Origin of the sequence: Desulfovibrio sp. (genome assembly GCF_009712225.1) — a bacterium.
Taxonomy (GTDB): Bacteria; Desulfobacterota; Desulfovibrionia; order Desulfovibrionales; family Desulfovibrionaceae; genus Desulfovibrio.
This window is the reverse complement of sequence record NZ_WASP01000006.1, coordinates 645273-662685: the sequence shown is the minus strand read 5'-3', so window position 1 is coordinate 662685 and position 17413 is coordinate 645273. Positions and strand designations below refer to the sequence as shown.

General features: G+C 57.2%; 6 protein-coding genes. 1 reads left to right on the top strand and 5 read right to left on the bottom strand.

The annotated features are described in order from the left end of the window. Nucleotides 1-6: 6 nt before the first annotated feature. The 5 genes from F8N36_RS08230 to F8N36_RS08210 all read right to left on the bottom strand — a co-directional run bounded on the left by F8N36_RS08230 (nt 7) and on the right by F8N36_RS08210 (nt 8019). On the bottom strand, nt 7-1977 hold the full coding sequence (locus F8N36_RS08230; protein ID WP_291332316.1) for a terminase gpA endonuclease subunit: 1971 nt from the start codon (nt 1975-1977) through the stop codon (nt 7-9). Next, nucleotides 1977-2519 (bottom strand): hypothetical protein, encoded by a 543-nt coding sequence (locus F8N36_RS08225; RefSeq protein ID WP_291332315.1) that lies wholly within the window; start codon nt 2517-2519, stop codon nt 1977-1979. The genes F8N36_RS08230 and F8N36_RS08225 overlap by 1 nt, the downstream gene beginning before the upstream one ends. Then, complete coding sequence (locus F8N36_RS08220) at nt 2516-4021, bottom strand: primase-helicase zinc-binding domain-containing protein (RefSeq protein WP_291332314.1); 1506 nt, start codon at nt 4019-4021, stop codon at nt 2516-2518. Before F8N36_RS08220 ends, F8N36_RS08225 begins: the two co-directional genes overlap by 4 nt. A gap of 271 nt (nt 4022-4292) precedes the next feature. After that, a complete protein-coding gene (locus F8N36_RS08215) occupies nt 4293-5879 on the bottom strand; it encodes a phage/plasmid primase, P4 family (protein ID WP_291332313.1) in 1587 nt (528 codons plus the stop codon). A gap of 793 nt (nt 5880-6672) precedes the next feature. Next, nucleotides 6673-8019, bottom strand: a complete 1347-nt coding sequence (locus F8N36_RS08210; RefSeq protein ID WP_291332312.1) for a site-specific integrase — start codon at nt 8017-8019, stop codon at nt 6673-6675. Nucleotides 8020-8756: 737 nt separating this feature from the next. Here F8N36_RS08210 and F8N36_RS08205 point away from each other — a divergent pair. Continuing rightward, a partial coding sequence (locus F8N36_RS08205; protein WP_291332311.1) for a VCBS domain-containing protein occupies nt 8757-17413 on the top strand: 8657 nt, incomplete at its 3' end.

Here is a 17413-nt window from a genome sequence, read left to right as displayed (position 1 = left end):
ATGCTCCTAAAAGTCTGAACTCCGGCGCATGAAGCCCGGGCGGTTTACGACGCGCTGGGGAGCCTCCCTCGCGGCCATGACACGTTGAGGCAACTCCCGCGTGGCAGGTGCAACCTGGGACATATGACGCTGTGGGGCCGCCCCATGCTCCGGCTCCGGCAAATGGCTGTGCAGCTTTGGTGCAGGCCTGGACTTCTGTGCGGTTTCACGTTCCAGCAGCTGGTGCAGGCTGGGCAACCACGATCCATCCACGCAGGCATGGGCCATCATGGAGCAGTCAAGCAGGTGGTTGGCCCGGCGCTTGACTACCCACACCAGTTTGCCGTTGCGATCGCGCTGCAGGCTCTCGGCAGAGAGCTGATCGGCAAACATCTGGTCGGTATCCCTGTGCAGGGTGATGGGCTGCCTGGCATCTTCTGCCAGCCGGGCGAACAGCAGACTTTTGAAATAGTGCGTGTCCAGCAGGTAGAGCCACAACCCGCCCTTGATGCGCATGCGTGAGCTGGGGAAGCGGTCGATATTCACGGCCCGCACAGGTGTAACGCTTTCATGGCTTGCGCCCTTGCAGGCAAAGATGCGCTTGCCGCCGTACTTGCGCACCCAGCGGTAAACGTCCTCGGTACGAGAGATGGCCTTGTCGTCCGACCTGGTACCACCCGAGTCGATGCCTGCCCTCCAGATACCCAGGTTGCGGCCCGACATTGGGCCGTCTGCCTCATAATCATACCGAGTTTCATACAGCAGGGCATGCACAGCGTCCCAATCTGGCAGCCGCCCGTAGTCTACAAGCACAGAGGCGAGGTTGGGCTTCCAGCCCCAGATCGTGTACCAGAAGCCACGTGCCTGGCTGTCCACCCCGGCCGTGAGCGCCACCACGTCGCCGGGCACGGTTCGCGCCTGCAGGTTTTTGTCGATCCGCTTCAAAATGGCGGTGGCTTCAGTTTCCTGCACCACTGCGCGGTACGGTTTCGCCCACATGCCGTTGATGTAGTGCTGCTTGAGCGCCGGAGAGTCGGAGGCCTCGGCCCGCATTTTTGCAGCCATGATCTCCGAAAGGCTGACGTTTTTTGACAGGATGGCCGGAAGCACAAAGCCCACTCGACGCGGATGGGGAACCGGATCAGCGGCCACCCAGCGCCCCATGTTGACGGCGCGATCGCGCATGTGGTCAGTCCACAGGTAGCCGCACTTGCACCGGTAGCGGCCCAGCTTGCGCCGCTCAACTTCCTGCGGGCTAACCCCTTTTTCCACCAGCGCCAGGTTATCCTCCACCAGCTCGTTGTATTGCATGCAGGCCGGGCAACGGGCCTCGTAGTGACGAACTTCGTCGCACTCTTCCATGGCAAGGACGATGCTGCACTCATCGCCGCCGATAGGCTTGGATTCCCGCAGCACCTTGCGCGTGTTGGAATAACTGCGCGTGCGCTCGAGGAACTCCAGCGCCGGAACACCCTGCCCGGTGATCTGGCGGTACAGAGCCTCTTCGTCGAGCATCAGATCCTGAATGGAGATAGACGCGCGGGCGTTGGGGCTTTGGGCGCTGGCCAGATACAAGGTTGTTGAATCCCTGAACGTGATCTGGCCAGAGCGTTCCTTGGCCAGCAGGTCGCGCACGGGGCGGCTGGCCCGAAACATGGGCAGCAGCTTGTTGGAAACCACTTTGCTCAGGCTTTCGTCGTCCTGCATGGCCAGCATGCGTGGCCCCGGGCGTTTCGCCACGCTGTAGGCCAGGGCTGCATGCATTACCAGCGTTTTGCCCGTCTGGGCGCTGCCGCACACGTCCACCTCTTCCACATCGGGGTGCGACCATGTGTCCATGATCTCCACGAGATAAGGGTTCACGTCCTTGCGGTATCGCCCACCGGCATACGGGCCATCCTTAACAAGCAGATTGGCCGCAGCCCATTCCGACAGCGGTTCATAGGGGCGCTTACGGAAGACGTGCCGCTCGCCATCTGTAAAGCGGATCTGCTTCATCAGTCTTCTCCAATCTCCTCGGTTTCTTCATTGCTGGCCACGAACTGGCGGTCAGACGCCCAGGCGTCCGTCCAGTCCGCAGTCTGCGCCGCCCACCATTTCAGCAGGTCGGGCAGCTTGCTTTCATCTCCATTGACCAGGGCGATAATCTCGCCAGCCTTGCGAAAACCGAAACTGTCCACCTCCGACTTGAAGAACATGGCCCGCGCGGCCAGGTCCTCCTCGTACTGCGCCCGAGGCATCAAGAGGCCCTGCTCTTTTTCCAGCTTCAGACGGGCGCGATCGGCGGTGAGGCGCTTGAGGTCAGCATCAGCAGACACCCGGTTGACTGTGGCGTCAGTCAGCGCCCTGTTTTCTGCCTTGGCCAGTGGCGTAAGATGCAATGATGCATAGGCCAGCAGTGCGCCATCTTCAAAAAATCCCTCGACAGTGGTGGCCACTTTGCCATCGTTGACATCACGGCCGAACTTGCTCTTGGAAACTTTGAAGCCCTGGTTGGTCAAAAATTCTACGGCATCCAGTTGGGTTTTAAGTACTTTCATGCCTGATCCTTCATAATCGTTGCGCCTTCCAGCGCCATCTTTACCCACTGACCGTTGCGGCGCAGCCAGGTGAACAACGCGCAGTAGTCATCCAGCGGCCAGCGCTCATGCCCTGTGAGCGTGAAATCAATGCCATCAGGCACGGCCTCCACGCCTACGCGGCGCAGTATGGCCAGGCTGTCCAGGGGGCCAGCGGCGGTGGACAGGTGTTTGGATATGCCAGGTTCCGGGCGGGGAGGGCGGCGCTTCTTTTGCGCTGGCTGTTCGGCTGCCACTTCCGGCTGCGGTTCGGCCACTTCAATCGGCGGCGCAGGCTGCTTCACAGAAGGCTCTACATGCTCCGCCTTATTTTCGTGCGCCCCTTCCTGCAAGGTCATGTCAGGCGCATGTCCTGCCGGCATAGCCAACTGAAGGCCCTCTGGAATGCCCGCCTGTACCCACAGGCGCAGGTCGAGGCCCGCGCCAAAGGCCTCGCCCGCATCCTTGCCCATGGGCACAGGCCAGCGCTTTGCGCGGGGGAATGTGGCCCGCCAGCGAGGCCACCCCTCTGCGCCGGCCTTGTCGCAGTCGAGCGCCACCAGAATGCAGCTGGCGTTCTTCAGCCGCTCGTACACAGCGGTGGACATGTTGCGGATGTTGCTGGTCATGGACGCCAGGCAGCTGGTCAGGTCGCCGGCCACAGCGTGGAGCATGAACGTATCCAGCTCGGTTTCCTGAACCACCACCACGCCAGTATCGTGCTGCGCAGTGCAGGGCAGCCACAGCAGATCCATGCTGCTGCCCTCGACCACATGGTATTTGTGCTCCGGCCGGAACTCTTGCCGGTCGACATCCAGGCGGCGGATGCGCACTCGCTCGACCAGGTCGGCTCCGTTCGGCCCAGGCATGATTTGCGGCACGATGATGCCGCGCGGCAGCCAAAGTTTTTTGGGCTTGCCGTTATCCTTGAGCATCGAGGGCAGGCCCCAGCTTTCTCGCGGGCGGATGATGCAATTCTTGCCACGTTCGCCCGGGTTGAATCCCAGGCGGTAACGCTGCACTGCCTCGGCATCCAGCCCACGCGCAGCAAGCCACTCCATGTGCTCCGGAGCGCGTAGCATGCACTCTGTCCCCCAGGTCACCAGCTTGGCGGCGTGGGTCTGCCACTTATCGCGGTCGACACCCTCCAGCTGGCCAAGCTGACCGCTCACGGCCTGGAAGGGCTCAACGTGCTTTGACTTGGGTATTGCCGGGGCTTTCAGGTTGGCCACAGGGGCCACGCCAACACGCTTGCAGGCATCGCCGTAGCTTATGCTGGCGTAGTCGCGGAGCAGCTGGATGCCGTCACCCTTGACGTCGCACTGGCGGCACCAGTAGTAGCCGCGCCCTTCCTGTTCATCGGGCCAGATGCTGCACCGGTCTTTTCCACCGCAGCAGGGACAGGCCGAGGCCCATTCCTTTGCGGTTTTTTTGGCCGGGTTAAACCCAAGCTCACGAAAGAGGTCAACAATATCGGCTGGCATGCTGTTTTCCCGAAAGGTCCTGAAAGGTCCTGTTGTTTTAAAAAAGGTCCTACTTCTATCTTTATATTTTTATTTACTTTTTTAAGAACAGGACAATAGGACAATAACGCGGGATATGGTTCAAAAACCCAATTGTGTTAAACGCGTTGACCCCTCTAGGGAGATGTCCTTTTGTCCTGACGCACTTATCCCACTGGTATAAAATAGAATTTCCGCAGGACCTTTGCCCCCTGAAATGTCATGGCAAGGTCATAAACTCCTGATGGCATAGCTATTTGGAGAAGGAGCGCAGGCGTTCGCCTTCCTCCGAGAAGTCGTAGCCAAAATAGTAGGTGTGGCCACCAACCTTGCGGCGCTCAACTTTTGCCGAGAGTTGGCGGCCAAAATAGTGCATAGAGGGAATATTCTTGGCTTTCACATATTTTTTGTGCCAGGCCTGATAGACCTCATACAGCTCAGTGGCACTGAGCCTGTATTCAGCATCAGCCTGCTCCAGGCACAGATCTATGAACAACTGTATTTTGTCTTCCTCAACGCGGTATTCGTCTGTCCATTCTGTGATGGCCACTGGTGGTATCAGCCCGTCTTTCTGGAACTTGAGGCAACCGCGCACGAGCCAGGCGAGAATGCCGGGGAGTTCATCCTCCAGCAGCTTCTCCAGCTTGGGGTTGCGCTGGCGGTCGTACTCGGTCTTCGGCTGGTCCACAAAGCGGTAGGGAAAGTTGATCAGCCGTAGGCGCTCCCAGAAGGCAGAGTCGTGAGCAGGCGCGCTCGGCTTGAAGTTGGTGAGCAGGAACAGGGTGTGGGTGGGCCGGAACTCTGTGTTTTCTTTGTCCCACAGGTAGCGGCCCGTCAGCGAGTCGGAGCCGGAGAGCAGTTTCACCTGCGAGGTGCTGAAACGGCGGTTTTCGTTTGTTTCCGAAGCCCACACAATGCGCAGGCCGTTCAGGTTCATGATGGTCGGGCTGGCGCTGTCCGGGTCTTTAGGCACGTTGCGATCCAGCAGCATCTCTGCCGGCACAGGCCCCATGTATGGGCCAAGCACTTTTTTGAGGGTTTCCATGATGACCGTTTTGCCGTTACGGCCCCGGTCACCAAAGAGCATAAGGAACAGCGGCTCGGTGCTCATACCAGTGATGGCATAGCCCAGCACCTTCTGGACGTAGTCGATGACGCCGTCATGCGCGCCAAGGATCTCTGACAGGCATTGCTCCCAGACCGGGGCCGTAGCATTCAGGCCAGCCCAATCCACGGGGCAAGCCCGGCGCATGTAGTCAGAGGGGCGGCCTGAACGGTGCTCGCCGGTGCGCAGATCCACCACGCCGTTGGTCACGCCCAGCAGCCAGGGATCTTTGTCCCACACGTCAGGCTTGGTGATCAGCGGCTCCTGGTTGGCCAGGGTAAACTTGATGCAGGCGTTAACACCCTTGCTTGAGTTGAGGTAGCCAGACCGCTTGCGCAGCCGCTCGGCTGAAGCCGAAAACTTTGCGGCCAGAGCTTCATCACCTGAATCCTTTTCATCCTGGGCAAGCTTGTCGTAGTGCGCGGCGATCTCACGGAACTTGAGGCCCACCTCTTCGACTGATGCTTCAATCCGGTGGATGTGCGTGGTCTCCCACTGCTGGCCGGTCCAGCGGTACCAGGTCTTTGTCTCAGGGACATAGACAAGCTTTCCCCGAAACAGGGCGCTGTGCAGTATGCCGTCACCCTTCTCGGCGAAGCCTGCGCACTTGGCCACAAAGTCCGGTGTGATTGCCTCGGCCGGAACATCTGTCTTGGCCGCGGACTCTTCTTCCTTGACCTTGGCGTTGACCGCCGCCGCCATTGCCTCCAGGGCGGCTTTGTTTTCATCAGCCATGACGCACCTCCACCACCTGGGCGAGCGCGGCCACGAGTGCTTTCAGTCCTTTGTTGGCGCCGTTTTCTTCCCAAATTCCCATCGAACAAAACCCAAAAAATCCCCGACACTTCGGGGCCGGTAACCCGCCCCTCGAGCGGGGGGCATGGAAGGACCCGTGAAACAATTGTGGGCGGGCAGTCGGCCATGACCTTTTGCCCTGTCTTTCTTGAAGAAGGGGAGCGGGGAAGGGCGCGGGTGCGCCCCCCAGAGCGCCAGCTTCGCCGGCGAAAAAGGATGCGCCCGCTACTGCGCCTAGGATATGGCTGTTGTGATCGTCACAGGGCCAGCTACGGCCCACAGTGTGGGTGCTAGAATGTGAGGGAGAGAGTAGGCCGCTGGCCAATCGTTGAGATGAGATATGGGCGGGCGCTCCCGCCCGAGTGCATGGCAGGGAGAAAAGGGCATAACGGGAATAAGCAGGGGCAGGGTGCAGCGAAAGGGCGCATTCAGGGTGTTGCATCAGCCTGATTGCGCTAGCGGATTGGAAAGTTGCTATGGCACGGTGGTGCTGAATTGAACCGTCTGTACCCGTTGCTCGGTTACATCTGACGGTTACAGAGCATCGCGAAATGGTGTGCATATTGGTGCCCAAGAGGGCACGCTAACACTAAGCTATTCAAAGGCGGCAAGCGCATTCCATACGGCTTTCACGCCGTCGACAGGGGTTCAAATCCCCTTGGGGACGCCAATTGATTCCAAGAGGTTATAGTCAAAACCTCACCAGATACCCACAGGGGGCTTGCCCTGGGGGTTAGTTTTGAAAAAGGCTGCACTTAAGTGCAGCCTTTTTTCGTTTCCAAATAAGAAAGCCTGAATCATATTCTCTACTCCGTTCCAGTTGGGATGAGTTTACCGGAAACCAGCCCCTGATTGCGGCGAACCACGTCTGCCTTTGCCCCTCCACACTGCTTCTCTCCATTTTCACTTGCAAAAGAATCCTTTTTTCGTGAAAGCGCGGAAGGGCAGGAAAGGGGTGACAACTTGCAGGGGCACGGCTTGCCAATGCGCTCAGGGCATCCGAAACTTCCGCGAAAGCTCCAAGGCTGTGCAGATACCTATCTGCGGTTGTCTGCTTTTCATGCCGCAGGGCGTGCTGGATGGCAAAGAGGCTCTTGCCCTCCTGGGCCAGAATGGTGGCCGCTAGGTGCCTGATGGCGTGAAACCCAAAGGGTTTCACATTGGCCTTGGCACAAAGCCTTTTCATCACGTGGGCTGCCGTCTTATAGGGTTGCTCGATGTACGGCTCAACCGGGCAGGTGAACACATGGTTCCCTTTGCCCTGGCGGTATTGCCACAGCCAGAGCATGGTAGTGCGCACGTCCTCATTCATGGGCATTTCGTCACGTTTGGCCGTGCCTGTGCTGGTTTTGCGCGTTGTCAGCACAACAGTGCCGCGCTCAAAATCCACATCCTGCCAAGTCAGCTTAAGCAGTTCGCCCTTACGCGCTGCGAGGTTGAGAAAGCAGTTCAGCATGGCCTTCTCACGTTCTGGAGCCGTCTCGTAGACCTTCCAGAAATCATCTTCCGGCGAAATGTAACGGGGAACCCGTATCTCCGCATGCCGCTGGCAGGCCAGAAACGAATCCGGCATATCCAGCGGAAAGTGGTCGAGGTAGGCTGCGCCCCACTTCCAGGCGGTGGTCAGGATTTTGCGGTCTTTGTTGGAGCAGTTGGGGCCGCGCTGGTCGTGCTGCCAGGCAAGGTACTTGCGGGCCTTTTTTTTGTCGAAGGATTCAACTGTATCATCTGGTGACAGTCCCTTGGTTTGCTCAAGGTAGCGGATGAACCGCCGAAAGCGGTCACGTTTCTCTTTGAAGGTCGCCAGGGTGTTGCGCCGCTGGCATTCTTCAAGGTAGGCCGTTCCCCACTCAAGAATCGTCACCCGTTGGGGCTCGGAGACCAAAGGGGTCACTTTTTCCGGCGCAGTCGCGGCTTCTTCCTCCAGTTGCTTCCTGGTGGTTACTTCCCACGCTATGGCATTCCTCTCGTCGGCCTTGCTGCTGCCGAACCATTTTACCGCTGCCATTCTGCCCTGAAACCAAACCTGTCCTTTCCAACGCTTGGGGGAGCCCTTCTTCTTGCTCGTGAAGGTTGCCATTGAATATCTCCAATATGCGATTTTCAAGGAACCTTAGATGACCTTACCCCACAGCGTACACCACTTGTAAGTTAGTGGTAAGTTTCAGCACGGCGAGATAGTTATGGTGCTGCTGGAGCAAAAGTAGTTATCGAAAAGCAACTACCATATGCGCGCTCCATTAACGGCTGGCCACTTGCGCCAATGATGGTTTTTACCCCTCCCCAACGGCGGGGAATGGGATGAATATCGCCTTCGTAAAAAATTATCGGATATATAAGTGGCAGAAGTAGTACCGTAAGAATTTACCATCAATGTTAGCTAGATACGAAAAATTTTCTGGCTATTATGCGAATTTTTTTAGGTGGATCAGTCCTTGGGGTAGGTCATAGAAGGCTTGACAATGTCTGTGAATTTAAGAAAAAAATAAAAGCCAATTTAAGCACTGTCGTAACGACAATCGTTCTCTTGTGAGAGCATTGGCGGAGGCCGACCCTGAGCCTCTCATAGATATGATTTATACGCCGCACCAACTTCAGGTTCCGGTGTGTCAATAAAAAGGGCTATCGCCAGCACTGGCAGCCGAACATATTTCCTTTTTATTGACGAGGGGTTCCCCTCTGTTATTCCCTAACTATTGCAGCGCAATTCGCGCTTGTTTTCCGCAAACGCGTGAGTGTCGTTTTTTGCGACCTATGTCGTTTTGCGCGTTCAATCGGGTGTTTTTTTGCAACGCCCCGTAAAAAGGATATATTTTCATGGCAGACATCAAGCTTGTTCGTCCCGCCGCTGGGCAGGTGACAGTTATTCCCAGCGCGCCCGATGCCCGCATGCTTCTTGATTTTTCTGCTGACCAGGTCAGCATTGAACGCCCGCAAGGTTCCGACAGCCTCTTTTTCCGTTTCGATGATGGCGCAGCCATTGAATTGCAGAATTTTTACACCCAGTACAACAAGGACGACATTCCTTCATTTGAGGTTGACGGTCAGCTCATTGCGGGTGCGGATTTTTTCAACGCCTTCGGGCCTGACCTTTCCCCTGCCGCCGGCCCTTCGGCGTCGCCCGCCCGCAGTGGCAGATACAGCAACTTTGCTAATACTGAATTGGAAGATGGCATAAACCACCTCGACGGGCTTGATTACCGTCTTGGCTTTGGCGGCGATACCCAGCCGAACATCAATCCTTATGCTTCGCCCTTTCTCACCAATGCCGCCCCCACGTTGTCCACGGGCGGTGCAGCCATTGCCATTGGCCTTACGGAATCCGCATGGGACGGCAAAACCGCCAGCGCCGCGCCAGTGGTCAGTCAGAGCGGTTCATTTTCTGTGGCCGATCCAGATGGCGACAGCCTGACCACCACCGTGAGCATGGGCGGCAAGGTTGTAGCGGTCAGCACCGCTGGCCCCACGACTGTTGAGAGTGACTACGGTACGCTTGTTATCACGCCTTCAGGCGGCGGCAGCAACATTACCTTTACATACACCTACACCCTCAAGCAGGACCCCGACAGCCCCACGGACAGCCTTGCCCAAGGCGAGAAGCAGGCCGACAATATTGTTTTCTCCATCAATGACGGGCAGGGCCATACTGTGACCCAGCCCATCAATGTTGTCATCACTGGCAGCAACGATGCGCCGGATATTACGGGGGTTGGCTCTACGCTGACGCTCAAGGAAGGCGGAGTCTACGCCGACCAGCCTGTGGGGGACAAACTGCATGCGGATGAGCTGAACGGCGCACCCGGTGTGCAGGCTATCCTGAGCGGCACTATTACGGCTCATGATCCCGACCACGGCGCGCAATTGTATTTTGGCCTCAAGGATGTGAACGGCAATCTGCTGGACATGACCAGCGTCAACGCTGACGGCACCCTCAAGGGCACGTTTGTGATCGGCTCTGTTAACAATCCCGACCATACTACTTCCGATGTGGTGGTGACGGGCATAGCCGAGCAGGGCGGTCAGATTGTCATCAGCACCAATTATGGCGATCTGGTACTGGGAAAAACCAGCGACACCACGGCCACGTATACGTTTACGCTGAAAAACGCCGATGGCGAGGGGGCTACCAACAAACTGGCCGAGGGCCAGCAGGTCAGCCTGAAGTTTGAGCCCTATGTGCGTGACGAGCACGGCGCTGAAGACGGCAACAGCTCAACCCTGCGGGACGGCACCGTGGCGGGCAACGCCATTGTTATCAACATCCTGGGCACCAACGATGTGCCCACCATTACGCAAAACTCCTGGAACGGCCAGAGCGGCAGCACCGCCCTGAGCGCCACCCTGACTGAAGCCAGCGACAGCACCGCCCAAAGCTCTGTGACCGGCACGATCATTGGGCATGATGTGGATAATGGCGACTCGCTGCACTACGGTCTGATCCAGCCCGGCAGCGACACCATGCACGGCAAGGTATATGTGGTGCTTGCCAGTGACGGGCATACCTTAACGACCACCACGGATGCATCCACCGCTGCCACAGCCAAAAACTATGTGGGCGAATTCACTCTGACAGAAGATGCAGACCCCACCAAGGGCGCATCCTACAAGTTTACTCTGTACAATGATTCGCCCGCCGTGCAGGGCATGCAAGATGGCGATTCGCGGGATGTTTCCATCGGTCTGGTGGCGCGCGACAGCTTTGGCGCCTATGTGCAGGAAAGCGTCAGCGTTACCGTCAAGGGTGCCAATGACACGCCCGTAATCACTACCGCACCGACTCTCGCCGCACTGTCGGTGGTGGAACTCGGCGTCAAGAATGTACACGGTGATCCCAACGAGGCTTTTGCAGGCACACCCAAGGATGCGGATTCTGGCCACAGCTTTACTGTGACCGATGTGGACAATAACGACACTCAGGCCGTCAGTATTGCGGTAAAGGAATTGCCGGGCGCGGCTTTTAAGGACAACCATGACGGCACCTATACCGTCACCACGCCCGAAGGAACGTTTACGCTCACGGCTGGCGCTGCCGTTGCCAATGATTCCGGCAGCAGCAAAACCTACACGTATTCCTACGAGCTGAATAACAACGCCAGCGAAACGCAGGCCCTTCATCAGGGCGAAACTCGCAATTATACTTTTACGGTTACTGTCACGGACAGCAAGGGCGTGCATGTTGATCAGGCCGTCAGCCTGACCATCACGGGCACCAACGACCAGCCCCATTTGACCGTAACTCCCGGCGACTCCGGCACACTGAAGGAAGACGCTGCCACAACCACATCCGCAGGCATCTGGGCCGTGGCCGATCCTGATAACGATGGTGCCAGCCAGACTCTCTCCATTGCAGGCATGGGACAGACTGCCAGCGGCTCAATGGATATAAACAGCCATGCTGGCAGCCCCGTTTCCGTTGCAACGGACTACGGAACATTGACCCTGAAGTCTGACGGCACCTATACCTACGAGCTGGATAACAGTAAGCCCGCCGTGCAGAAACTTGGCGAGGGGCAGTCGCACACGGAAAGCTTCACCGTTACCACCACAGATATCCATGGAGCCAACCACTCCCAGACAATAACAGTGGTTATTAACGGCACCAATGACAACCCCGTCATTGGCAGCTCCGTTATCGCTGTTGACGTGATTGAAAAGGGTGTGCAGGGCAGCCATGACCCCGCCCACTCCAATGATCTTTTCAACGGCACGGTTGCAACTCAAGGCTACGTTACCGCCACTGATGTGGACGATAACGACAATTCTGGCGGCAAACCCGAGCTGACCTTCAGCGTGGCCGCTGGAACCGGCACCTCGGTGGACAACAGCGGAACCAACAGCGCAACAACCGTAACCACCAGCTACGGTACACTTGTTATTGACCCCAGGGCTGGTGTTTACACCTACACGCTCGACAACACCAAGGCCGATGCGCTCAACGAAAACCAGAAGGTCACGGAAACCTTTGTGGTCAAAGTGGCGGACGGGCATGGAGGGTCAGTAACCCAGCCCATTACCGTGACCATCACAGGCACAAACGACAGGCCCGACCTTTCCCTGGCAGCACCGAGCGCCGGTTCCTTTAAGGAAGACAGCGGCAGCTATCAGGCCAGCGGCACCTTTACAGTGGCTGATGCCGATGCTGACGGCGCGTTCAAGGGCAGCACCAACGGCGCGGCCAACCATAGCTATGCCATTGCTGGCGGCACCTCCGGCGGTGAAACCACTACCGGTACGGCCAGTGTGGATCCAGGCACTGGCGTGGCTACCTATACGACCAAGTACGGTGTTCTGACCGTCAATCCGGACGGCACCTACAAGTATGATCTGAACAATGGCTCCAATGCGGTGCAGAATCTGGGCGAGGGGCAAACCCATACCGAAACCTTCCAGGTCAAGGTGACGGATCTGCACGGCTCCACAGACACGGAAACCGTATCCTTCACAATCACGGGCGCCAATGACCAGACCCTGATTGACAAAACCAGCGGTACCCTGACTGTCAAGGAAGCTGGTGTAGTTTCTCAGGCGGATCCGGCGCACACCGGCTCGTCCTCGAGCATCCCGGGCTACAATAATGTGGCCGCCAGCGGCAGCAAGCTGAACGATGGTTCCAGCGCTGTAAGTGCAGGTTCGTTTACCGTGACGGACATGGACACCAATGATGTTCTCAAGGCTACGCTCAGCAGCTCATCTGGCATCGATGTCAGCAAGCTTCCCGTCCTGAACGGCGCAGGCACATGGACCGTCAATGATACCTACGGTACCCTGACAGTCACTGGAGTGAGCAGCGTCAACAGCGACGGGTCGGAATCCATCACCTATTCGTACAGCTACGCCGTTAATCAAACCAAAACCGCAAGTCTGGCCGAAGGCGAAACCAAAACCCTGAATTACACCATTTCCGTTACGGACGGTCATGGCAATCCTGTGGCGCACAATATCGCCATCAACGTGCAGGGCACCAACGATGCGCCCACCGTGACGGGCAAGACTCTTACGCTGAAAGACGACGGACGGCTGGACGGCGGCAACGCCCATATGCCTTCCGGCACAGGGGATCCCGCGGCCCACGGCAACAGCTATAAAGATTCGGTTGAGGGCGCGTTGACAGGCAAGGATTCCGATACTGGCGCCACGTTGACGTATGGTCTCATCACCGCTACTTCGGGCGCAAATGCCTACAAGCATTTGGGCACGGATTCCGGCGAGCTTTCGACGGGTTCCGTGGCTGGTACCTTTGTCAAGGATGGCACGACCCAGACCACTGCCATCAGTGCAGACATGGTTGCGAGCCCTGGCGCATATCCCGGCACTGGTGGCGGCAACGCCACGGTTATCAACGTCTACGCCGCCGGGCAGCCTCATTCCGCGGAGTCTCTCTATGGTACGCTGTATCTCAACGAAGCCACCGGCAAATATACCTTTACCCTGGCGACGGGCAGCGATGCCGTTAACGCCCTTGGCTCTGGAGAGAAGCTCACGCTGAACTTCAAGGCCGTGGCTGTGGACGAACACAGCGCATCTTCCACAGCGATTACCATTCCCATTGTCATCTACGGCACTAACGACAAGCCCGTGCTGACCCTGACCGACAGTTCCCTTGAAGTGACCGATGGCGGCCCTGCTTCTGACACCGCCCTGGCAGGCAGCGTCAAGGTGACGGATGCGGATGTTAACGATTCGCATACCTTCGGCATCGTGGACAACAGCGTTACCGAAACTGGCAATACCCCTGCAATGACTTCGTCTGTGGCAGGCAGCTACGGTACGCTGAGCATTAACCCGCAGACAGGCGAATACACCTACACCCTCGCCAAGAACAACGCCTCCGTCATCAGCCTGGATGCGGGCGAAAAACTTACTGAAACCTTCCAGGTTGCCGTGGTTGACAAATACGGCGCGTACAGCCTGCAAACCGTCACGGTTACGGTCAATGGCAAGGACGATCCCACCATTATCAATACTGGCTGGGTCACGCCCAGTAATGCCGTTGTGGAGTCTGGGGTAAACCCGATCACCAGTGCCGCTGCTGCTGCCAATGCCGCCAAAATGCAGGACGGTAGCGCTGGCGTACGCACTGCCACTGGCTACATTGGCGCGCATGATGCCGATACCACGGACAACAACGCTCTCGCCTCCGCTGCTGAAAGTGCCAAGCTGCACTATGTTATTCAGGTGGACGGCAAGAACTGCGATCTGAATGCCCTCATGGCTGGCACAGGTCTGCAAACAGGCACAGCCAGCATAGATGCCGATGGCAAGCTGACCCTTACGGGTGGTTCTGCCAGCACTCTTGACGTGGGGCAGGCAGCCAAAGATGCCAGCGGCAATATTGTCATCAAGCTGGAAAACGGTTCGCTGACCATCTCCAAGGATACCTCGCATACTGACGCCAACGGCACGTCCGTGTTCAAATATGTCTACACGGTGGACAATACTGATGCGGATGTGCAGGAAAAGAACTTTCATGAACACACAGAGGACAATTTCTCGGTAGTCGTTCATGACACTGCAACCAATACAGATGTGGCCAAGGCCCCAGTTTCCGTACGCATTGAGGGCGCCAACGACAGGCCCATCATTACGCAGGCCCCTGCCGTCACCCTGGCTGAAAGTGTTGCGCATTCCACAACCGGACAGGTAGAGCTGCTGGATTATGAACAGACCGGGGGCACAGCCCAGACGGTATCTTCGGGTTTCACCTTCTCGCTGGTAAAGTCCACCACTGACTACTCTGGCGACACACCAGTTCAGCAAGGCACGTACGGTCGCCTGATCATCGATCAGGCCACTGGCGAATACCGTTATGAGCGGACAGAAGATCTGACGTCCCTTGCCAAGGGCAGTTCTGTTACCGATACCTTCTATGTGCGCGTCAAGGATGCCGATGGCGCATATTCTGAAATCAAGCCCATTGTCATTACCATCACAGGTGAGGATGCCGCAGGCAAGCTGGCAGGCAACGCCCTGACCGTCAAGGAAGACGGTGTCACAGGTTCAATCCAGGGCGTTCTGCACTATACCGAAGCTGACAAGCTGGGCGCCAACAAGGCACAGCCTGTTGATGCCAGCGGTGGAACACTCGCTGCCGGGGTTATTCGCGGGCATCTTGGAGTGAATGATCCGGATACCAATCTGGATACCGATGGACATGCCCTCAAGAACCTCACCGCAGGCGCGGAGAAAGACAGCTACAGCACCTACACATACAAGACCCTGTCCTATACTGACGGCACGGGGACGCATGATGTTGGCGGCAGCGGCAATGCCGCTGCCGGGTATGACTACAAGGTTGGCGACTACGGCACATTGCATGTGAATGAGGATGGTTCCTATACCTTCACGCCCAATACCAGCAGCACGGCATTCAACGGTCTGGCTCAGGGTGAAAATGTCAGTGTGAACCTCGGCATAACCGCCCACAGCGACAGTGCTTCGCATGGTCAGTCCATTGACGGCTCTCTCAGCATTACCATCAACGGCACCAACGATGTGCCGGTGGTGAAGGCCGCGGCCCCATTGTTTACGGTGCACGACTACACGGATGCCTTTACCGGCGGGCATGAAGACGCCAGCTTTGCCACGCTGGCAAATCCCGCCGCTGCCATCACCTACCTGACTGACCATCCCGATCTCATCCGGGCGTATGTCACACAGGGCATAGACAACATCATGGATGAGGTGAAGAGCCATTCAGGCTTCATCGGCGACATCATCGGCTTTTTTAACGGGTGGAAGGGGGTGCAGGAATGGCTGACCAAGGTCGCCAATGGTGCCGCCAGCACTCTTGATGATTTTGGCAGGCTCGATGATATGCTCACCAAGCTGGGGCTTGGAAATGACGTAAGCTCTTTCCTCTCCACCGCAGTTGGGGCAGATCGTGTCGTTGTGGTGGATTCTGATGAAATTGCGGGCTGGTCCAATGGTTCATTGTTTTCTTCCCCTTCTGGCGACCCTGTGGTGCGCGGTACACTCAATACTACCGACCTCGTGACTGACAATGATCATGGCTCCAGCCTTACGTTCTTTGCTGTTGAAAAAGGCGGCTCGGGCAATCTTGTTCAGGAAATAAAGGGAGAATACGGTACGCTGATCATCAGCCCCAATGGCACGTACCAATACGTGCTGGATCGGGCGGGCAGCAACTACCAGAATTATGTGAAAAATCATGCCAGCGGTGACACCACCACGGAAACATTCACCATCTATGCGCGTGACGACCATAACGCAGTGGCCGAAAAACCCATTGAGCTTATCATCAATGTTGGCAAGATGGGCGATAGTGTTGGCGGAGACGGCACCAAGTTCGGCAATCTCCCGATCAAGGATGTGACTGATTCCGTACAGGAAGACAGTTTGATTGGTGGGCAACCTACGGGCAAGACTGTTGCCGTGGGCAGCGTAACGCCGAGCAACAATGGTAAGTATGATGCCGATATGTTCCTGATTGACGGGGCTGGGCATGAGACATCCGTTATTTCAGATAAATACGGTACGATTACCTTGTTGCCCAATGGCAAATACAGCTACACGCTGAACAATGACCATCCGGACGTGCAGGCGCTGACAAAAACGGATGCGATCATTCAAAAGTTTACGGTCACCAACGGCAGCGATTACAGAACCATTACCATCACCATCAATGGCAGCAACGACAAGCCATACGTGGTTTCACAGAGCGACACCGTGGCCCTTGACCAGCACGCGGACGGTACGTGGGCGCAAACAGACCCCTCTGGCTCATTCACCCTGGCCGATGTTGACAGGGGTGAAACTGACAAGCTCGAGCCGACTTCGTACACTGTTGCAGGCAAGCTCGGTGGCATATTTACTGTCACAAAGGGTAGCAACGGCAACTTCTCCTACACCTATGCGGCTCCCGCTGGCGGCACGAACTACAGCGGGCATATGGAAGACAGCGCAACGCTGACTCTTTCCAATGGCAACACTGCTGGCGACAAGGTGGATGTCAAACTGTCCGCCGATCTTAATTACGCCAACGACAAGCCCAGCGCCCCTGTGCTGGTGGCTGGTTCTGATGTTGCAGTAACGGAAGATTCCCCGGCGGACATGGTGGCCAAGGGCTCCATCACCGCTACAGATCCAGACGTAACCGCGACTGGCGCGCCCAAGGATGCGCTTAGCTTCGCCATTGTAGGCAGCGACGGCAAATCCACGGGTATGGTTACGGACAAGGATTATGGCACCCTGATTATGGGCAAGGATGGCAAGTACGAATTCCACCTCAATACCAGCAGCGAGGCTGTGCAACAGCTTGGCGACGGGAAATCGCATGAAGTGACCTTCACGGTTCGCGCGAGTGATGGACATGGCGGCTACACCGATGCGCCCCTCACCGTCACCGTGAATGGTGTCAACGATGCTCCTGTGATTACCCTGCATGCCGATGGTTCCAGCGTGGCTGGTTCGGGCGCGGCCCTCTTTGTGGCCGGCCGGGCGGCGAAGCGGTCCCG